The sequence below is a fragment of the Rhodocyclus tenuis genome (assembly GCF_014197755.1).
GTDB classification, from domain to species: domain Bacteria; phylum Pseudomonadota; class Gammaproteobacteria; order Burkholderiales; family Rhodocyclaceae; genus Rhodocyclus; species Rhodocyclus tenuis.
On the sequence record NZ_JACIGE010000005.1, the window covers coordinates 199816 to 218264 of the forward strand.

General features: G+C 64.3%; 20 protein-coding genes. 3 read left to right on the plus strand and 17 right to left on the minus strand.

The window, feature by feature from the left end:
* Positions 1 to 44 precede the first annotated feature (44 nt).
* Positions 45 to 665, minus strand: coding sequence for a c-type cytochrome (locus tag GGD90_RS08840; protein WP_153116175.1), 621 nt, complete (start codon positions 663 to 665; stop codon positions 45 to 47).
* Positions 666 to 763: 98 nt separating this feature from the next.
* Here GGD90_RS08840 and yihA point away from each other — a divergent pair, with 98 nt between their 5' ends.
* Complete coding sequence (yihA, locus tag GGD90_RS08845) at positions 764 to 1597, plus strand: ribosome biogenesis GTP-binding protein YihA/YsxC (RefSeq protein ID WP_153116176.1); 834 nt, start codon at positions 764 to 766, stop codon at positions 1595 to 1597.
* Between the two features lie 271 nt (positions 1598 to 1868).
* The gene (hemB, locus tag GGD90_RS08850) at positions 1869 to 2891 is read left to right on the plus strand and encodes a porphobilinogen synthase (RefSeq protein WP_153116177.1); all 1023 of its coding nucleotides are present in this window, start codon (positions 1869 to 1871) and stop codon (positions 2889 to 2891) included.
* 108 nt (positions 2892 to 2999) lie between these two features.
* On the opposite strand, the gene GGD90_RS08855 is transcribed toward hemB, so the two are convergent.
* The 5 genes from GGD90_RS08855 to GGD90_RS08875 all read right to left on the minus strand — a co-directional run bounded on the left by GGD90_RS08855 (position 3000) and on the right by GGD90_RS08875 (position 7334).
* The gene (locus tag GGD90_RS08855; RefSeq protein WP_228273686.1) at positions 3000 to 4178 is read right to left on the minus strand and encodes an acyltransferase family protein; all 1179 of its coding nucleotides are present in this window, start codon (positions 4176 to 4178) and stop codon (positions 3000 to 3002) included.
* A gap of 281 nt (positions 4179 to 4459) precedes the next feature.
* Positions 4460 to 5077 carry a nucleoid occlusion factor SlmA gene (slmA, locus tag GGD90_RS08860; protein ID WP_153116179.1) on the minus strand — a complete coding sequence of 206 codons (618 nt, stop codon included), beginning with the start codon at positions 5075 to 5077 and terminating at the stop codon, positions 4460 to 4462.
* Between the two features lie 27 nt (positions 5078 to 5104).
* Positions 5105 to 5839: a pyrimidine 5'-nucleotidase gene (locus GGD90_RS08865; RefSeq protein WP_407690634.1), complete on the minus strand. Its 735-nt coding sequence runs from the start codon at positions 5837 to 5839 to the stop codon at positions 5105 to 5107.
* Entirely contained in the window at positions 5836 to 6744 is a 909-nt protein-coding gene (gene argB, locus GGD90_RS08870) for an acetylglutamate kinase (RefSeq protein WP_153116180.1), read from the minus strand. Before argB ends, GGD90_RS08865 begins: the two co-directional genes overlap by 4 nt.
* Positions 6745 to 6887: 143 nt before the next feature.
* Positions 6888 to 7334 (minus strand): Hsp20/alpha crystallin family protein, encoded by a 447-nt coding sequence (locus GGD90_RS08875; RefSeq protein ID WP_153116181.1) that lies wholly within the window; start codon positions 7332 to 7334, stop codon positions 6888 to 6890.
* Positions 7335 to 7494: 160 nt separating this feature from the next.
* Here GGD90_RS08875 and GGD90_RS08880 point away from each other — a divergent pair, with 160 nt between their 5' ends.
* Positions 7495 to 7707 carry a cysteine-rich CWC family protein gene (locus tag GGD90_RS08880; protein WP_153116182.1) on the plus strand — a complete coding sequence of 71 codons (213 nt, stop codon included), beginning with the start codon at positions 7495 to 7497 and terminating at the stop codon, positions 7705 to 7707.
* On the opposite strand, the gene nudB is transcribed toward GGD90_RS08880, so the two are convergent.
* The 11 genes from nudB to GGD90_RS08935 form a co-directional block, all read right to left on the minus strand.
* On the minus strand, positions 7662 to 8180 hold the full coding sequence (nudB, locus tag GGD90_RS08885) for a dihydroneopterin triphosphate diphosphatase (protein ID WP_153116183.1): 519 nt from the start codon (positions 8178 to 8180) through the stop codon (positions 7662 to 7664). The genes GGD90_RS08880 and nudB overlap by 46 nt on opposite strands.
* Entirely contained in the window at positions 8177 to 8686 is a 510-nt protein-coding gene (locus GGD90_RS08890) for a barstar family protein (protein ID WP_153116184.1), read from the minus strand. Before GGD90_RS08890 ends, nudB begins: the two co-directional genes overlap by 4 nt.
* On the minus strand, positions 8683 to 9180 hold the full coding sequence (locus GGD90_RS08895) for a guanyl-specific ribonuclease (protein WP_228273687.1): 498 nt from the start codon (positions 9178 to 9180) through the stop codon (positions 8683 to 8685). Before GGD90_RS08895 ends, GGD90_RS08890 begins: the two co-directional genes overlap by 4 nt.
* A gap of 45 nt (positions 9181 to 9225) precedes the next feature.
* Entirely contained in the window at positions 9226 to 11028 is a 1803-nt protein-coding gene (gene aspS, locus GGD90_RS08900) for an aspartate--tRNA ligase (protein ID WP_153116185.1), read from the minus strand.
* Between the two features lie 122 nt (positions 11029 to 11150).
* Positions 11151 to 11786: a DUF502 domain-containing protein gene (locus tag GGD90_RS08905; protein WP_153116242.1), complete on the minus strand. Its 636-nt coding sequence runs from the start codon at positions 11784 to 11786 to the stop codon at positions 11151 to 11153.
* Entirely contained in the window at positions 11786 to 12067 is a 282-nt protein-coding gene (locus GGD90_RS08910) for an FmdB family zinc ribbon protein (protein WP_153116186.1), read from the minus strand. The genes GGD90_RS08905 and GGD90_RS08910 overlap by 1 nt, the downstream gene beginning before the upstream one ends.
* Positions 12068 to 12184: 117 nt before the next feature.
* Entirely contained in the window at positions 12185 to 13054 is an 870-nt protein-coding gene (locus tag GGD90_RS08915; RefSeq protein WP_153116187.1) for a prepilin peptidase, read from the minus strand.
* Entirely contained in the window at positions 13051 to 14286 is a 1236-nt protein-coding gene (locus GGD90_RS08920; RefSeq protein ID WP_153116188.1) for a type II secretion system F family protein, read from the minus strand. The genes GGD90_RS08915 and GGD90_RS08920 overlap by 4 nt, the downstream gene beginning before the upstream one ends.
* Before the next feature lie 20 nt (positions 14287 to 14306).
* Entirely contained in the window at positions 14307 to 16022 is a 1716-nt protein-coding gene (gene pilB, locus GGD90_RS08925; protein WP_153116189.1) for a type IV-A pilus assembly ATPase PilB, read from the minus strand.
* 190 nt (positions 16023 to 16212) lie between these two features.
* On the minus strand, positions 16213 to 17484 hold the full coding sequence (locus GGD90_RS08930) for an HlyC/CorC family transporter (protein ID WP_228273688.1): 1272 nt from the start codon (positions 17482 to 17484) through the stop codon (positions 16213 to 16215).
* Between the two features lie 117 nt (positions 17485 to 17601).
* Complete coding sequence (locus tag GGD90_RS08935; RefSeq protein WP_153116190.1) at positions 17602 to 18441, minus strand: cytochrome C assembly family protein; 840 nt, start codon at positions 18439 to 18441, stop codon at positions 17602 to 17604.
* Positions 18442 to 18449 lie beyond the last annotated feature (8 nt).

Here is an 18449-nt window from a genome sequence, read left to right on the forward strand (position 1 = left end):
AAAGGGCGGCCGTGGCCGCCCTTTGCTGTCGCTTGCTGTCGCGCTCAGTGCAGGCCGGCGACATAGTCGGCGACCGCCTTGATCTGGTCGTCGGAAAGCTTGGCGGCGATGGTGCGCATCATCTTTTCCGGATCATTGGCGCGTTCGCCGCTGCGGAAGGTCTTCAGTTGCAGTTCCGTGTACTCGGCGTACTGACCGGCGAGGCGCGGGAACTGGGCGGGCAGGCCGGCGCCTGCCGGGCCGTGACAGCCGGAGCAGGCCGGGACACCCTTGGCGAAATCGCCGCGCTGCCACAGCTTGCGGCCTTCGGCGACGAGTGCCGGGTCGGTCGAGGCGTTGGCCTTGTGTTCCTGGCGGTTGAAATAGACGCCCAGACTCTTCATGTCTTCATCGGTGAGCGTGGCGGACATGCCGAACATGATCGGGTTGTTGCGCACCATGGTCTTGAAGTTGCCGAGTTGCTTGGTGATGTAGTCAGCGCCCTGACCCGCGAGGATCGGATATGCCGGCGTCGGGCTGTTGCCGTCGGCGCCATGGCAGGCGATACAGACGCTGCCGGCGATCTGCTTGGCTTTCGCCAGATCGACCGCGGGTTTGGCAGTTTCGTTTGCGAAGGCGGAAAAACTGGCGGCGAGGAGAACCGCGAGCGCCGTGGTACGGATCATGTCCAAACTCCTAATGACGGAACAGAGGCCAGAGAACGGAATCAACAAAGCTGGTATTCTATAACACTTTGCTTTCCGGGCGAACTGCGCCTTAGACCATGCCCCTGTTCCAGAAGGCGGTTTTTCATACGACCGTCGCGCGTCTCAGCGACCTCCCTGTCGATTCGCAAGGTGAGGTCGCTTTTGCCGGTCGCTCCAATGCCGGCAAGTCGTCGGCGATCAACACGCTCGCCAATCATTCGCGCCTCGCCTTCGTTTCGAAGACGCCGGGGCGCACGCAGCATCTCAACTTCTTTCTGCTCGACGAAGGCCGCTATCTGGTTGATCTGCCAGGTTACGGCTTCGCCAAGGCGCCCGGAGAAATCCGCGCGCAGTGGGATGGCCTGCTCGCGCCTTACCTGCGCTTTCGTCTGCCGCTGCTGGGCATGGTATTGATCGTCGATAGCCGGCAGCTGCTCACCGAACTCGACGAACAGATGCTCGCCTGGTTCGCGCCGACCGGCAAGCCGGTGCACATCCTGCTCAGCAAGGTGGACAAGCTCACACGCATGGAGCAGGCGCGGGCGCTGGCCGGCATGAAGGAATCCTTGCGTCACATCGGCGACAGCGAATTTGCCGGGCGTTGTACGGTGCAGTTGTTCTCGAGCCTGAAGAAAACCGGCGTCGAGACTGCGGAAGCGGTGCTCGCCGGCTGGTATGGGATCGAGCCGGTCTCAGCGAAAGCGCCGCCGGTGGCTTTGCGTACGGAAAAGAAAGCGCGTCCGCGCAAGCGCGCGGCGCAGGGCTGGAGTGCGCGTAGCGCAGCCATTCCACAGCCGGTGGTGCGCGCCAAGCGCACCGCGGCGGAGCGGCTTGCGGGCGACACGATTGCGCGCACTGAGGAAGAGGCTGGCGGGGAAGTTCCTCAGGCACCTGCCGCCGATCAGGTTTAGGGGAATTTTCGGCATGCAGCGAGGATGGGCGCGTGGCGAACAAACAACGATGACTTGCGCGCGAGCAATAAAAAGCCCCCGGCAAAAAGGGAGGCCGGGGGCGAAACAGCCTTAATGGGGTTAAGGCACCCGCTCAGGGAGGTGAAGCGGGAGACGGCGCGAGCCATCTGCCTGCTGAGAGTTTTCCGGCGTCAAGAAAGTTCCGGCAGAAACGGAAAATTTGTTGCTGCCGGTGTGTTCAACCTAGGCAAACAGATTGGAAGATCAGTCCATGAGCAAGAGCGTTACCAATGGCAGCTTTCCCGCGATCCGCATGCGCCGCATGCGCCGCGACGATTTTTCGCGCCGCCTGATGCGCGAGTCGGTGCTTACGCCCGACGATTTCATTTATCCGGTCTTCGTCCTCGATGGCAAGGACCGTGTCGAGACGGTGTCCTCGATGCCCGGCGTCGAGCGGCAGAGCATCGATCGCCTGCTGAAGACCGCTGAGCGCGCGCAGACCTTGGGTGTGCCGGCGCTGGCGCTGTTTCCGGTGATCGATACGTCGCTGAAGTCGCTCGGCGCCGAAGAAGCCTACAACCCGGACGGTCTGGTGCCGCGCGCCGTTGCTGCGCTGAAGAAGGAGTTTCCCGAACTCGGTGTCATCACCGACGTCGCGCTCGATCCCTACACCAGCCACGGCCAGGACGGTCTGGTCAATGAAGACGACCCGAAGCGCTACGTGCTCAACGACGAAACGCTCGAAGTGCTGGCCAAGCAGGCGCTCTGCCACGCGCAGGCCGGTGCCGACGTGGTCGCGCCGTCGGACATGATGGACGGCCGCATCGGCCGCATCCGCGCCGAGCTCGACAGCGACTACCGCATCCACACGCGCATCCTCGCTTACTCGGCGAAGTACGCGTCGGCTTTCTACGGCCCGTTCCGCGATGCGCTCGGCTCTTCCGGCAATCTCGGCAAGGGCAACAAGAATACCTACCAGATGGATCCGGGCAACAGTGACGAGGCGCTGCGTGAAGTCGAGCTTGACCTCGCCGAAGGCGCCGACATGGTTATGGTCAAGCCGGGAATGCCTTATCTGGACATCGTCCGTCGCGTCAAGGACGAGTTCAAGGTGCCGACCTACGCCTATCAGGTGAGCGGCGAATACGCCATGCTCAAGGCCGCCACGCAGAACGGCTGGCTCGACGAGAAGGCCGTGGTTCTTGAGGCCCTGCTCGGCTTCAAGCGTGCCGGCGCCGACGGCGTGCTGACCTACTTCGCGCTCGACGCGGCGGCCTGGCTCAAGGATCGCTGAGCAATCGGCGCTGCGCTGGTCGTTGCATCTGTCACGCCGCGCAATGAAAAAGGCCCGGGAGAAGATTCCCGGGCCTTTTTTGTATCTGCGCGGTTCGCGGTGGCTGGTTCAGCGGCCGAGCAGACGGGCTGCGGCGGTAAACGGCTGCGCCAGGCGATCCTGCCACTCGCGGGTGCGGTTTTCGACCAGATGGAAGAAGACCGCGCCCGCGATATTGCAGGCGATCCACGCCAGGAACATGCCGCAGGCGTTGAGTGCCGGATCTTCGACGCCCATGTGCGAGAACAGCGAGTTCACCAGCAGCGCGACCGGGAAATTGAGCAGGAAGACCGAGTAAGAAATCTTGCCGAAATAGGCGGCGAGCGCGCCGCCAAGGCCACGTAGCGGCCAGTTCTCGAGCCCTCCGGTATGCCGCGCCAGACCGAGCGCCAGCGCGACGGCAAGTGCGACGGCGATGCGCGAGCGGAAATCAACGGCGAGTGCCAGCACCACCAGTACCGCCAGCGCCGCCAGCCAGCGCAGCGCGCGCGGCCGGCCGGAAGCCCAGTAGGTGAGCACACCGAGACCGTAGGCGCCGAAGAAGTACAGACCCCAGTCGTCCCAGCCGGCGTCGCGGTTGAAAAAATAGAGCGAGGCGCTGGCCAGTGCGACGACCAGCAAGGCGCCGATCAGCATGCTGCGGCTGTTTTCCTGTGCCTGCTGGCGCCCGCCGGCGAGATGCTGCGCCAGCCAGAGCAATCCGAGCAGCAGCGCAAACAGCTGGAAGTCGATGGCGACGTACCAGACGCCGGCCGACAGCGAATCGATATCGAGAATGCCGTGCAGCAGCAGCGCGTGCGCGGCGAACTGCAGCGGCCTCGGCGCATCGGGGATCGAGTCGTGGTCCATCAGCGTGCGCGCGATCGCTGCGCAGACGATGGCGATACCAATCGCCGCCAAGTAGGGAATGACCAGTTTCAGATAGCGCCGGCTGATCAGCGTCAGCGGCGTACTGGTGCGCAGACGGCCTTCCGGCGCCAGGCTGCGCGCGGCGAGGAAACCGCCGACGACGAGGAACATCTGCACGGCGATGCGCGCGTAGTCATACAGCCAGTCGATCAGCGTCGGAGCCAGCTCGTGCGCGTAATCGGACATCGGTCCGTAGAAGGCCAGATGGTGCAGCACGATCAGCTGCGAACCGATGGCCTTGAGTGCGTCGATGAAGGGCAGGCGCTGCTCGGTCTGCTTCGCCGGACGTTCCGCCGAAGGCACGGCTTCGGCCTTGGTGCGCGAGGGTGTAGCGGGCAAGCCTATGGCAACGGAATTTTCAGAAAACGACGCCTGCTCTTGCTGCAAGCCAGCGGCCGGGAGCGCTCCGGCGCGATCCGCTATGACCGCGGTATTCGAGTTCGACATCGGGAGTGAGATGGGCGCGCGGCGCGCCGACGGCGAAAGGGCGATATTGTACGCTCACCGCGATGGTGACAGGGATATATCCGGGTTCGCGCAGGACGCGCCGGCACATCGGGCGGAGCCCCGGTCGGCCCTGCGGGAGTTCGCCGGCGCGCGAGCGTGCCGGCAGCGCCGCTTCAGTTGCCGCTGGCGGGCAGCGCTTCCGGGCGCTGGCTGAGGCAGGCGAAGTAGAGCATCGGCCACTGTTGCGGCCAGCCGGCGAGCGGTTCGCGGACGAAGCCGCTCTTCGCATAGAGGTGCCAGCGGCCGATGACATAGCAGAGTAGAACGTTGGCGAGTCCGCTGAAGTCGGCGTCTGCCGCCAGATGCTCCTGGGTCGCGGCGACGCGCAGCGACTGCTTGAGCGCGGCTTCGAGTCGATCGAGCAACTGGTTGATGCGCGCTTGCAGGCGTTCGTTCTCATTGACCAGCGCGTCACCGATGAGCACGCGCGTCATGCCGCGGTTGCGCTGCGCGAAGCCGAGCAGCAGCGACAAGGTATGTTCGACCTGGCGCATGCCCTGCGTTTCTTCACCGGCAATCTGGTTGATGACGCCGAAGAGGCTCGACTCGATGAACTCGATCAGCCCCTCGAACATCTGCGCCTTGCTGGCAAAGTGGCGGTAGAGCGCGGCCTCGGAGCACTCCAGGCGGGCGGCGAGGGCGGCCGTGGTGATCTTCTCGCCTTTCGGCGTTTCCAGCATTTCGGCCAGTGTCTGCAGGATCTGCAGACGGCGTTCGCCCGGTTTTGCCATCGTCTCGCTCCCTTTTTTGATGCGCGATTATAGCCGGCCGCTACGCAGCGGCAAATCCATCGCCGACGCGACAAGCACGTCTACATGCGGTGCTCGGCGCAGGCAGGCGCTTACCAACACGGTCTTCATGCCGAGCCGTTTGGCGGTGAGCAGGTTGGCCGGGCTGTCCTCGACCATGATGCAGCGGCGCGGGTCGAGCTTCTCGGCGTGCAGCAGGCGGCGGAAAGCGGCACGCGCCGGCTTCGGCCGGTAGCGCAGACTTTCGATTGTGTAGAGCGCGTCAAAGCAGTCGCGTACGCCGATGATGCGCAATACCGCTTCGGCGTAGGCGCGCGGCGCGTTGGAAAAGACGATCTTGCGCCCGGGGAGGCGGTGCAGCATGGCGCGCAGCCCCGGCTCGGCGACGACCATGCCTGCCAGATCGGGAAAATCGTGCGTGCGCGCGAGAAAATGCTGCGGCTCGACGCCGTGATGGCGCACCAGCCCCTGCAAGGTCGCGCCGTAGCGTCGCCAGTAGTGCTGGCGCAGCTTGCCGGCGCCGGCCTCGTCGAGCGACAGCAGCTCGCGGATGTACGCCGTCATCGCGCGGTTGATGTGCGGGAAGATGTGTGCGCTGGCGTTGTGCAGCGTGTCGTCGAGATCGAACAGCCAGGTGCGCGGCGGCTGTGCCGGCGCTGCCGCCTTGCCGGACGCGCGCTGGCGCAGGCGACGCAACAGCGCGCGCGTCGCCCGTGGCAGGCGCAGGGGAGTGGCGCGACTCAATGCGAGCGGATCATCGTGCCGACGCCGTGATCGGTGAGGATTTCGAGCAGCAGCGCGTGCTCGACGCGGCCGTCGATGATGTGCACGCTCTTCACACCGTTCCTCGCCGCATCGAGCGCCGAGCCGATCTTCGGCAGCATGCCGCCGGAAAGTGTGCCGTCGGCGACCATCTCGTCGATCTGGCGCGGCGTGATGCCGGTGATCAGTTCGCCATTCTCGTCGAGCACGCCCGGCGTGTTGGTCAGCAGCACCAGCTTTTCGGCCTTGAGCACTTCGGCGATCTTGCCGGCGACGACGTCGGCGTTGATGTTGTAGGTCTCGCCGGCCGGGCCGACACCGATCGGCGCGATCACCGGAATGAAGCCGCCGCCCTGCAGATGGCGGATCAGCGAGGGGGCGATCTGCGTGATGTCGCCGACCTGGCCGACGTCGATCAACTCCTCCGGGTGCTGGCGGTCGGCGAGCAGCAGCTTCTTCGCCCGGATCAGTCCGCCGTCCTTGCCGGTCAGACCGACCGCGTGGCCGCCGGCCTGGTTGATCAGGTTCACCACGTCCTTGTTCACCTGGCCGCCGAGCACCATCTCGACGACTTCCATTGTCTCGGCGTCGGTGACGCGCATTCCCTGGATGAACTCGCCCTTCTTGCCGACGCGGCTGAGCAATTGTTCGATCTGCGGACCGCCGCCGTGCACGACGACGACATTCATGCCGACCAGCGACAGCAGCACGACGTCACGCGCGAAGAACTGCTTCAGGCGCTCGTCGGTCATGGCGTTGCCGCCGTATTTGACGACGATCGTCTTGCCGTGGAAACGCTTGATGTAGGGCAGCGCGGCGGCGAGGATGCTTGCTTCGGCAGCCGGCGGGTAGGAGGAGTCGGCGGGGGCGGCAGTACGGTCGGTCATGGCGGAAATTCCGAAGTGGACGCGGGATTCTAACCGCCCCGGCCGCGAATGAAAAAGCGTCGGCAGGAGAGGGGCGAAAGCGGAGCCCGGAGACGCTGCGCAACGCGGTCGCAGCGCAGCACAGGCTCCGCCCGCCGGCGCGCTTACTGGATCGTCAGTCGCTTGCTGGCGGCGGCAACGCGCTTGGGCAGCGTCAGCTCAAGAACGCCGTCGTTGAAGCGGGCCACAGCCTGCGTGTCGTCGATTTCCTGCGCCAGTTGGAAGGAGCGCGACACCTTGCCGTAATAGCGCTCGGCGCGCAGGAGGCGACTGCCTTCCTTGCCGCTGGCGTCCTTGCCATTGCCTTCGCGGATGCTGCGTTCTTCCTTCATCTCGGCGCTGATCGACACTTGCGCACCGTCGATGCTGACGTGGATGTCTTCCTTCTTCACTCCCGGCAGTTCGGCGTGCACGAGAAAAGCGTCGGAGTTTTCGCTGACATCCATGCGGATCGACGGCGTGTTGGCGCTGTTCGCACTGAGGTCGACCGGGCGCAGGAAAAAGCCGCGGAAAATATCGTCAAGAGGATCGAAGCGGTTCAGATTGCTCATGATTTTCTCCTGGTCAGTGTGCCTGTATCGGGCAGAATGAACGTTGTGGGCCTTGCTCTGCTCACACCACCGATATGGGGTGGCTGGTCTGCCGCTTCAAGAGCCCGTGAAGTATCCCCGGCGCCAGTTCCGGCGCCGGCAATCGACAGGAGAAGAGATCATGGAGCAAGCGAAGACATCAACCAGTGCCAGTGCCGGCGCAACCGAGCACCGCTGTCTGGGCTGCGGACGCGTTTTTTCCTGCGGCCTCGAAGCCGGCGGCAAGACCTGCTGGTGCATGGACGAGCCGGCGCGAATCGCCATGCCGCAGGACGCGGACGCCGCCTGCTACTGTCCCCAGTGTCTCGAAGCGAGACTGCCCGCCGCCACCTGAATTCCCGGGCGCTGCGGCAGCAGCAGGATGGCGTCGCGGTTGCTCCAGGAAAAACATTCCGCGGCCGCTTCCTGCCAGGGCAGCCAGCGGCTGGCGAGGTGTTCGTCCGGCGCGACGGTGACGGCGCAGGGCGCCGGCAGTTCAAGCGAGAAGACGTGTTCGTCGTTGTGCGTCACTCCCGGCGCATAACGATGCCGCCATTCGGCGAAGATCTCGAAGCGGTTGGTGATTCCCCAGTCGCGCAGGATTCCCTGCGCGCAGTCGATTCCCGTTTCCTCGGCGACTTCACGGCAGGCCGTCTGCGCCAGTGCTTCGCCGTCTTCCAAACTGCCGGTGACGGATTGCCAGTAGCCGGGGTGCGAGGCGCGCTCAATTAGCAGAACCTGCAGGTCGCGGGTGTGGATGACGACCAGCACCGAGACCGGCCGTTTCCACTGAAGTGGCGCCGTGTCAGCGCCGGGATGATCGCTCACGGCTGCGTCTTTGGCGCGCCGCTTGCTGGCGCTTCGGCAAGGAATATCCACAGCGGCGCCGCGCTGTCGCGGCGCTTGGCGCTGACTTCGGCGAGGACCGCGATGAGCGTCTCGAGCGTAGCCGGATCGCTGGCCCGCAGCGCCTCGCTGCCGCGCAGCAGAACGACGCCGCCGCTGGCGGGTTCGTCGCCATAGTCGTCGAGACAATCGGCGAGCGCGTCGAAGTTGGCGCCGTACCAGTCCGGAAAGTCGAGTGTGCGACCGATGGCAGCGAGCGCTTCGGCCGCGCTGCGGCTTGTACCCAGATCGACTTCGCCGAAAAGCAGAGCGCGCCCGGACGCTGCCGTGCGCAATTCCGCCTGACTGGCCAACGGCAAGCGATGGACGCCGCCGCTGCCTGATTGCTCGAGGATGGAGGTGAGGGCGACGGTGGGCACGACGACGGGGCTGACGGCGCTATCGCCAGCGGCGGCGGTCTGTGCGCAAGGTTTCGGCTCAGGCGTCATTCGCGTATCCGGCGGAAGCTGCGGTAGTGGTCGTCGGTGTAGTAATACTCGCCGGAGCGGGCGACGTCATTGCCGCGGCCGCTGCCGGCGATGATGCGCCGCGCGCCGCGGTCGCGCGCGCCGGGCGTCGGCACGGTGAATTCCCGATAGTAGCCGCGCGGCTGTTGCGGCAGCGCCCGCTCGAAGTTGCCGAAAACGCTGCCGTCCTTGCGCGGATAGGGGAAGGGACCGCCTTGCTTGATCAGCGCCAGTGTTTCGCCGGCCTGGCGCGGCAGATCGGCGAGCGCAACGCTGGCAATCTCGCCGCTGACGGCCTTGCGCGCGCCGCCTTCGTCAGCTTCGTACCAGTTGCGGGCCTGTGCCGGTGCGAGCGAAAGAATCGCAATAAAAACAATGGCGAGCCAGGCGGCGAAGAATCCGCCGAGGCGCTTTCCGGCCGGGCGGGAGTGCTCCGCCAGCATCCGCGAGAGCAGGGGCACGCGCAGCAGCTGCATGGCCAGGATCAGCGAAGCGGCAGCGGCGGTGCCGCTGCCTCAGCCTCAGGCGCCGCTGACGTCGACCTGCGTCTCGAGCTTCTGACGCAGGCGGATGTGCAGTTCGCGCAACTGCTTCTCGTCGACGCCCGAGGGTGCGTCGGTGAGCAGGCATTGCGCACGCTGCGTCTTCGGGAAGGCAATCACGTCGCGGATCGATTCGGCGCCGGTCATCATGGTGACGATGCGGTCGAGGCCGAAAGCGAGGCCGCCGTGCGGCGGTGCGCCGTACTTGAGCGCGTCGAGCAGGAAGCCGAACTTGGCCTGTGCTTCTTCTTCGCCGATGCCGAGCGCGGCAAACACCTTCTCCTGCACGTCGGCGCGGTGGATACGGACCGAGCCGCCGCCGAGTTCCCAGCCGTTGAGGGCGAGGTCGTAGGCCTTGGCCAGGCACTTGCCCGGATCGCTGGCGAGCAGCTCGAGATGCTCGTCCTTCGGGCTGGTGAAGGGGTGGTGGCAGGCGACCCAGCGCTTGGCGTCGTCGTCGTAGTCGAACATCGGGAAGTCAACGACCCACAGCGGCTCCCAGGCTTTGCCGTTGACGAAGCCCTTCTCGTGGCCGAGTTTGACACGCAGTGCGCCGAGCGCGTCGTTGACCACCTTTGCCTTGTCGGCGCCGAAGAAGATCAGGTCGCCCGACTGTGCGCCGGTACGTTCGATGATGCCGCGTAGCGCTGCCTCATGCAGGTTCTTGACGATCGGCGACTGCAGTCCGGCCTCGTTCGGCTGGCTGGCGTCGTTGACCTTGATGTAGGCCAGTCCGCGCGCGCCGTAGATGGCGACGAACTTGGTGTATTCGTCGATCTCGCCGCGTGTCAGCGTGGCACCGCCGGGAATGCGCAGCGCGGCGACACGCCCGCCGTCGCTGTTGGCGACGCCGGCAAAGACCTTGAAGGACACGTCACGCACCAGATCGGTGACTTCGGTGAGTTCAAGCGTGACGCGCAGGTCGGGTTTGTCCGAGCCGTAGCGGTGCATGGCTTCGGCGTAGGTGAGGCGCGGGAAGGGGGAGGGCAGGTCGGCGTTGATCGCTTCTTTGAATACCGTGCGGATCAGCTTTTCCATCAGCGCGGTGATCTCGTCCTCGCTCATGAACGAGGTTTCCATATCGACCTGCGTGAATTCGGGCTGGCGGTCGGCGCGCAGATCTTCGTCACGGAAGCACTTGACGATCTGGTAGTAGCGGTCGAAGCCGGCGACCATCAACAGCTGCTTGAACAGCTGCGGCGACTGCGGCAGGGCGAAGAACTGCCCCGGATGCACGCGCGAGGGAACGAGATAGTCGCGCGCGCCTTCGGGCGTGCTCTTGGTCAGCATCGGCGTTTCGATATCGATGAAGCCGGCGTCGTCGAGGAAGCGGCGGAAGGCGCGCGCCACCTTGTAACGCAGCTGCAGGTTCTTCTGCATCTGCGGGCGGCGCAGGTCGATGACGCGGTGCGTCAGGCGAACGTTTTCCGAGAGGTTTTCCTCGTCGAGCTGGAACGGTGGCGTCACCGATGCGTTGAGCACTTCGATCTGCAGGCAGAGCACTTCGATCTCGCCCGAGGCGAGATTGGTGTTCTGTGTGCCGGCCGGGCGGGCGCGCACGCGGCCGGTGATCTTCAGGCAGAACTCGTTGCGCAGCGATTCGGCGATGGCGAACATCTCCGGACGATCCGGGTCGCAGACGATCTGCGCCAGCCCATCGCGGTCGCGCAGATCGAGAAAGATCACGCCGCCGTGGTCGCGCCGGCGATGCACCCAGCCGCATAGGGTGACCTCCTGGCCGATGAGTCGGGAATCGAGTTGTCCGCAGTAGTGAGTTCGCATGATGTGCTGGTTTCATTGGGCGCCGTCGTGGCGCGGAAATGGTCGGGTTCGAGAATACTAACTTGCTGCTTGGTGCGCCGGGTCTGGCTGCCGGCGGCTTTGCCGGGCGGCGGGCGGCACGATCAGGCGGTCGGCTCGCCGAGCACGCCGGCGACCTTGTTGCGTTGTCGCAGTGGTGGCGCAACAACGCCCATTGAAATGATGTACTTCAGGGCTTCGTCGACGCTCATGTCGAGTTCTACGGTTTCGTCGCGCCGGATCATCAGGAAGAAGCCGGAGGTCGGATTTGGCGTCGTCGGCACATAAACGCTGACCCAGTCGCCGGAGAGGTGATTGGCAACGTCGCCGCCCGGATGCCCGGTCATGAAGGCAATGGTCCAGGAACCCTCGCGCGGGTATTGCACCAGCAGCGCCTTGCGGAAGGCCTGGCCGTTCGACGAGAACAGCGTGTCGGAAACCTGCTTGACGCTGTTGTAAACCGAATTCACCACCGGAATGCGCGCGAGCAGCAGCTCCCACCAGGACACCAGTTTCTGGCCGACGAAATTGGCGGTGACCAGACCAGTGAGCAGAATCACCGCCAGCGTCAGCAGCGCACCGGCGCCCGGGATGTCAAAGCCGAACAGCGCGTGCGGATGGATCGTCTCCGGCAACAGCCGCAGCGACTGATCCATGGTGCTGATGATCAGCGACAGTACCCAGAACGTGATTGCCAAGGGTACCCAGATCAGCAATCCGGTGATGAAGTAGCGTTTGATCAACTGGCTGCGCACGGACAAGGAGCGGTGCCGCCAGCGCAAGGTGGCAGGCTTTCCGAGGGTTTTTCAGCGGCGGCAGCGGCTGCAGCAGGCTGGCAGCCGCCCTTGAAATCGGTGGCGTACCAGCCGTTGCCCTTGAGCTGGAAACCGGCGGCAGTCAGCTGCTTCCTGTACGCGTGGCTGCCGCATTCCGGGCAGCTGTCAAGCGGCGGATCGCTCAGCTTCTGCAGGTGGTCTTTCTCGAACCCGCAGGATTCGCAGCGATACGGGTAAATCGGCATGGGAGTCCTCCAAATGAGGCGAATTATACCTGAAGGGATAGATGCGTCGGCCGCCCGGGAGCCGTCTGCTGTTGGCAGATGGCGGCGGTGGCGTCATTTTTCAAGTCGGGGAGCGGTTCATAGCAGGCGTAACCACAGCTGCGTCAGTTCCTTGCCCCAGAACAAGGCGATCAGGCCGGCGGCGGCGAGATAAGGGCCGAAGGGGATTGGCGTTTCACGACGGTGGCGGGCGAAGACGATCAGCGCGATGCCGACTGTGGCGCCGACCGCCGACGACAGCAGGATGATCAGTGGCAGCAAGAGCCAGCCGAACCAGGCGCCGAGCGCGGCGAGCAGCTTGAAGTCGCCGTAGCCCATGCCTTCCTTGCCGGTGGCGAGCTTGAACGCCCAGTAGACCGACCACAACGCAAGATAGCCGGCGATGGCGCCGATCACCGCCGAGCGCAGGTCGGTGAAGCCGCCGATCAGGTTGAACAGCAGGCCGCCCCAGAGCAGCGGCAGCGTGATCGAATCGGGCAATAGTTGTGTGTCGAGGTCGATCAGCGCCAGTGCCAGCAGGCACCAGATCAGGCCAATTGCGGCGAAAGCAGCGAGGCCTGGACCGAAGTGCAGCGCTGCGAGCAGCGAGAGGGCGCCGCTGGCCACCTCGACCAGCGGGTAGCGAATCGAGATCGGTGCGCGGCACGCGGAGCAGCGGCCGCGCAGAACGAGCCAGCTCAGCAGCGGGATGTTTTCCAGTGCGCTGATCGCGTGGCCGCAGTGCGGACAGCGCGAGCGCGGTCGCGACAGGCTGAGCGGCGGCTCTTCGCCTGCATCAGCCGTTGCTTCGCCGTGCAGTTCGGCACACTGCGCGCGCCAGTCGCGCTCCATCATCAGTGGCAGACGATGGATGACGACGTTGAGGAAGCTGCCGACGAGAAGTCCGAGAATACCGCAACAGAACGCGAAGAAAGCCGGGTCGGAAAAGCCGGCGAGTGCAGCCGTCATCCGACCACGGCGCCGAGCTTGAAGATCGGCAGGTACATGGCGATGACCATGCCGCCGATCAGCGTGCCGAGGACAACCATGATGATCGGTTCCATCAGGCTCGACAGCGCCTCGACCGAGTCATCGACCTCGGCCTCGAAAAAGTCGGCGACCTTGGAGAGCATGGCGTCGAGCGCACCCGATTCTTCGCCGATGGCGACCATCTGGATGACCATGTTCGGGAACAGGTTGCAGTTCTGCATCGCCGCGGTGAGGCTGGTGCCGGTGCTCACCTCGCTCTGGATCTGCCGCGTCGCCGTCTTGTAGACGTAGTTGCCGGCGGCGCCGCCGACCGACTCGAGCGACTCGACCAGTGGCACGCCGGCCGAGAACATCGTTGCCAGGGTGCGCGTCCAGCGCGCGATGACCGCCTTGCGGATGATGTCGCCGAAGATAGGCAGGCGCAGGAAGATGCGGTCAAGCGCCATCTGCATCTTTTCCGAGCGCTTCCAGGCATAGAAGAAACCGAAGACCGCACCGCCGATGCTGCCGAAGATCGCCCACCACCAGGCGATGAAGAAGTCGGAAATGCCGATGACGATCATCGTTGGTGCCGGCAGGTCGGCACCGAAGCTCTTGAATACTTCCTTGAATGCCGGGATGACGAAAATCATGATCACCGCGGTGATGACGAAAGCGACGACGAGGATGGTGATCGGGTAGAACAGCGCCGCTTTGATCTTCGACTTGATGCCGAGGATCTTTTCCTTGTAGCTCGCCAGCCGTTCGAGCAGGGTTTCCAGAATGCCGGCCTGTTCGCCGGCGGCGATCAGGTTGCAATAGAGCTGGTCGAAGTAGAGCGGATGCTTGCGGAAGGCCTGCGACAGCGAACTACCGGTTTCGACGTCGGACTTGATGTCGAGCAGCAGCTTGCTCACCGCCGGGTTGCTGTGGCCGCGGCCGACGATGTCGAAGGATTGCAGCAGCGGCACGCCGGCCTTCATCATCGTCGCCAGCTGGCGTGTAAACAGCGAAATGTCCTTGTCGGTGATCTGGCTGCCGCGCTTGAAGCGCTGCTTGCTCAGCTTGGTGACGACAACGCCCTGGCGGCGCAGCGTCGCCTGCGCGACGGCTTCGCTGGTGGTGCGCAATTCGCCGCGCACCATCTTGCCCTCCTTGCCCTTGCCTTCCCAGGCGAAGACGTATTCCTTCGGGCCAGCGGCCTTCTTTACGCTTTTCGCTGCCGTCGCCATGGTTTCCCCGTGCTCTCCGCCTACAGGTTGGTCGTTGCCAGAACTTCCTCTAGAGAGGTAAGTCCTTGTTTTACTTTGATCAATCCGGACTGGCGCAGGTCGCGTACGCCGTTTTTGGCGGCCTGTTCAGCGATATCGATTTCTGATCCGTTGGCCATGATGATGCGCTGGATATCCTCGGTCACCGGCATGACCTGATAGATGCCGACGCGTCCCTTGTAGCCGCTGCCCTTGCAACGATCACAGGCGCCCGGTCCGTAGAGCGTCCAGCCACCGTCGAGGTCGGCTTCGCTGAAGCCGGCATTGAGCAGGGTTTCCACCGGCACGTCGATCGGCTGCTTGCAGTTGCACAGGCGGCGCGCCAGGCGCTGCGCCGTGATCAGCAGAATGCTCGAGGCAATGTTGAACGTGGGGATGCCCATGTTCATCAAGCGTGTCAAGGTCGACGGCGCGTCGTTGGTGTGCAGCGTCGACAGTACCATGTGCCCTGTCTGCGCCGCCTTGATCGAGATTTCGGCGGTTTCGAGGTCGCGGATTTCACCGACCATGATGATGTCCGGGTCCTGGCGCAGGAAGGCTTTCAGCGCCACCGGGAAGCTCAGCCCGCTGCGGTCGTCGATGTTTACCTGGTTGATGCCGGGCAGCGGAATTTCGGCCGGGTCTTCGGCCGTCGAAATGTTGATCCCCGGCTCGTTGAGGATGTTGATGCAGGTGTACAGCGACACCGTCTTGCCCGAGCCGGTCGGTCCGGTCACCAGCACCATGCCGTAGGGGCGCTGTATGGCGTCGAGCAACAGGGCTTTCTGGTCCGGATCGTAGCCGAGCGCCTCGATGCCGAGCTGCGCGCTGCTCGGGTCAAGGATGCGCAGCACGATCTTTTCGCCGTAAAGCGTCGGTAGCGTGCTGACGCGGAAGTCGATGGTGCGGCTCTTCGACAGTACCAGCTTCATGCGGCCATCCTGCGGCACGCGTTTCTCGGCGATGTTCAGGCGCGAGATGACCTTGATGCGCGAGGCGATCTTTTCCTTGATCACCAGCGGCGGCGAGGCGATTTCACGCAGCACGCCATCGACGCGGAAGCGGATGCGATAGCTCTTCTCGTAGGGCTCGAAGTGGATGTCGGAAGCGCCGTCGTTGATCGCGTCGAGCAGCATTTTCTGGATGAAGCGCACGACCGGTGCATCGTCGACCTCGACGGTCGATGCTTCGTCGGCCTTGGCCTGCGCGTCATCGTCGGTGAATTCGAGGTTGATGTCGTCGCTGGCGAGGCTTTTCAGCGTGTCTTCGGTCGATTCCGACAGTTTGGCAACGACCGGCGCCAGCTTGTTTTCCTCGACCACCACCGGGTCGACGGCCATCCCGGTCTGAAAGCGGATCTCGTCGAGTGCGCGCAGGTTGGTCGGGTCGGCGGTGGCGACCGCCAGCCGGTTGCCGCGCTTGTACAGCGGGATGACCCGATGCGTGGCGATCAGCTTGCGGTCGATCGCATTCTGTTGCAGATGTGCTTCGTCGAACGCGGCGAGGTCGAGCAGCGGGAAGCCGAAAGTGTCTGCGGCAAAGCGGGCGATTTCAAGGGCGCTCGCTTTCTTCGCCGCGATCATCTGCTCGATGAAGCTGGTCCGGCTCGCCGCCGCCTGCGTCAGCAAAGACTCGGCCTCGGCCTCCTTGAGCCGGCCGGCCTGTACGAGCGCGCGGGCTAGGCCGCTGAGCGGCGCGGATTGCGGATTGGCGGCCATCTTTCGCTAGTCGGGGAGCCTTGAGGGGGCAAAGGGCGCGGGGACGCCGGCCATGCTGCATGAATCGGCTGATGATGCATTGCGCGCCGGTGTTTGTAAAGACGCCGCCAGCGCGTGGACTCGCTGCCGCCGGCATTTTCCGCGGCGGGGAAAAGTCGTGGCGGCGCGCCGGGAAAGCGCGCCGCAGCCCTCATTTCTTCGGCCGGAAGATGCGCGCGACGCGGATGCTGCGGTTCTCGGTCTGCACGATTTCGATCGGCACGCCGGCGATCTTGATGCCGATGCCGGCTTCCGGGATGTCACGGAAGTACTCGACAATCAGGCCGTTCAGCGTTTTCGGCCCGTCGAGCGGCAGCTTCAGCCCGAGCTTGCGGTTGATTTCGCGCAGGGGGCGCCGCCCCTCGACGAGCACACTGCCGTCTTCGCCCCATTTGAGCGAGCCGGAGCCGCCGGGCAGCGAGGTAGTGAACTCGCCGATGATCTCCTCGACGATGTCTTCCATCGTCACCAGCCCGAGCACGTCACCATATTCGTCGACGACGAGGCCGGTGCGCCGGCGGTTGTCCTGGAAGAATTGCAGCTGCGCGACCACCGGCGTGCCGGCGGGGATGAAGTAGGGCTCCTGCACGTAACCGGCGAGTGCTTCCTGCGTCAGCTCGCCGCGTTGGATCGGGCCAAGCAGCCGGCGCAGGTGGACAACGCCGACGATGTTGTCGGGATCGCCGCGATAGACCGCCAGACGCGTGTGATAGCTCGTCGCCATGCGCGCGGTAACTTCTTCCCAGGGCGCATCAAGGTCAAGCGCCTCGATCGAGGCGCGTGGTGTCATCACGTCCTCGACGGTGATTTCTTCGAGCTCGAACAGATTGACGAGCAGGCTCTTGTGCTTGGGCGGGATGAAATTGCCCGATTCGAGCACCAGCGTGCGCAGCTCCTCAGTGCTCAGCCGGCCGGCGTTGGTGTCCGGGCCGGTGGGAAGGCGCAGCAGGCGCAACAGCGCCTTGACGAACAGATTGACGAACCAGACGACCGGGTAGGCATAGCGCAGCAGCGGCTTGAGCACATAGCCGACAAAGATCGCCAGCCGGTCGGCATAGCGCGCGCCGATGACTTTCGGCGAAATCTCGGAGACGACAAGGATGGCGAAGGTGACGAACAGCGTGCTGACGCCGAGCACCCATTTTTCATCGCCGAACAACTGGATCGTGATGACGCTGACCAGCGTTGCCGATGCCGCGTTGATCAGATTGTTGCCGAGCAGGATGACGCCGAGCAGGCGATCGAGGTTTTCCAGCAGGCCGAGTGCCTGGATTGCGCCGCGATGGCCTTTTTGCGCCAGATGGCGCAAGCGATAGCGGTTGGCCGCCATCATCGCCGTTTCCGACATCGAGAAGAAGCCGGAAAGGACCAGCAGGACGCCGAGCGCGGCGAACAGTGCCGGCAGTGGTAAGTCGTCTTCCACGGAGCGGGTAAGTCCTTGACTGGCTGTCGAAATCGACGCGCCGAGTATCGCGACAGGCAGCGGCGCCTGTCAAGCGTGTAACGGAAGCGGCGCGGGCCGCTTCCGTTACACCGAGGGTCAGCTGCGGTCGATCAGTACGTCGACGACGAACTGGCTGCCGACGTAGGTCAGCAGCAGCATGCCGAAGCCGATCAGCGTCCAGCGCAAGGTCAGACGTCCGCGCCAGCCATAGAAGTGACGGCCGATCAGCAGCAGCGCGAAAATGCCCCAGGAGGCGAAGGCAAATACGGTCTTGTGGTCGAACGCAAAGGCCTTGCCGAAGATTTCTTCCGAGAAGAACAGGCCGCTACCCAGCGCGAAGCTGAGCAGCACGAAAGCCACCGCCATCATGTGGAAGAGAATCGCTTCCATGGTCAGGATCGGCGGCAGACTGCCGAGGCCGCGCGTCATCGCACGCCGGTGCAGCTGACGTTCGGCAAAGCCGATGAATACGGCGTGCAGCGCCGCCAGCGTGAACAGGCTGTAAGCGAGCATGGCGGCGAGGAAGTGCAGCTTGAAGCCGAGTTCGCGGGCGTGCATCAATTCATGCGCATCCGAGAATGCCGCCGGCAGGAAGGCGCAGATAGCGGCCAGCGGCATCACCATCGGCTGCAGGCCGTCCATGCGCGCATGAAAGCTTTCCAGCAGGTGGATCAGTACCGCCAGCCAGAGCATCAACGAAAGCGCCAGGCTGAACGAGAAGCGCATGCCGCCATAGCCAAAAAGTTCGAGGTAAAGACCGGTGCCGTGGACCAGCAACGCAGCGAAAATCGACGCGCGTTCCCACGTCTGCATCGGTAGCGCGATGTGTGGCTTGTCGGTTTCGCGCCAGCGCGTGTTCCAGAAGTGGTAGCCAAGCGCGGCGTAGAGGAGTGCCGCGACGATGGGGTAGGGAAGTTGCAGTAGAATATCGCTCATTGCTCAAG

Excerpts from the sequence above, each read along its gene's own strand:
- GGD90_RS08840 (WP_153116175.1), bottom strand. The coding sequence starts at position 665 with ATGATCCGTACCACGGCGCTCGCGGTTCTCCTCGCCGCCAGTTTTTCC.
- yihA (WP_153116176.1), top strand. The coding sequence starts at position 764 with ATGCCCCTGTTCCAGAAGGCGGTTTTTCATACGACCGTCGCGCGTCTC.
- hemB (WP_153116177.1), top strand. The coding sequence starts at position 1,869 with ATGAGCAAGAGCGTTACCAATGGCAGCTTTCCCGCGATCCGCATGCGC.
- slmA (WP_153116179.1), bottom strand. The coding sequence starts at position 5,077 with ATGGCAAAACCGGGCGAACGCCGTCTGCAGATCCTGCAGACACTGGCC.
- argB (WP_153116180.1), bottom strand. The coding sequence starts at position 6,744 with ATGACCGACCGTACTGCCGCCCCCGCCGACTCCTCCTACCCGCCGGCT.
- GGD90_RS08875 (WP_153116181.1), bottom strand. The coding sequence starts at position 7,334 with ATGAGCAATCTGAACCGCTTCGATCCTCTTGACGATATTTTCCGCGGC.
- GGD90_RS08880 (WP_153116182.1), top strand. The coding sequence starts at position 7,495 with ATGGAGCAAGCGAAGACATCAACCAGTGCCAGTGCCGGCGCAACCGAG.
- GGD90_RS08890 (WP_153116184.1), bottom strand. The coding sequence starts at position 8,686 with ATGACGCCTGAGCCGAAACCTTGCGCACAGACCGCCGCCGCTGGCGAT.
- GGD90_RS08895 (WP_228273687.1), bottom strand. The coding sequence starts at position 9,180 with ATGCAGCTGCTGCGCGTGCCCCTGCTCTCGCGGATGCTGGCGGAGCAC.
- aspS (WP_153116185.1), bottom strand. The coding sequence starts at position 11,028 with ATGCGAACTCACTACTGCGGACAACTCGATTCCCGACTCATCGGCCAG.
- GGD90_RS08910 (WP_153116186.1), bottom strand. The coding sequence starts at position 12,067 with ATGCCGATTTACCCGTATCGCTGCGAATCCTGCGGGTTCGAGAAAGAC.
- GGD90_RS08915 (WP_153116187.1), bottom strand. The coding sequence starts at position 13,054 with ATGACGGCTGCACTCGCCGGCTTTTCCGACCCGGCTTTCTTCGCGTTC.
- GGD90_RS08920 (WP_153116188.1), bottom strand. The coding sequence starts at position 14,286 with ATGGCGACGGCAGCGAAAAGCGTAAAGAAGGCCGCTGGCCCGAAGGAA.
- pilB (WP_153116189.1), bottom strand. The coding sequence starts at position 16,022 with ATGGCCGCCAATCCGCAATCCGCGCCGCTCAGCGGCCTAGCCCGCGCG.
- GGD90_RS08935 (WP_153116190.1), bottom strand. The coding sequence starts at position 18,441 with ATGAGCGATATTCTACTGCAACTTCCCTACCCCATCGTCGCGGCACTC.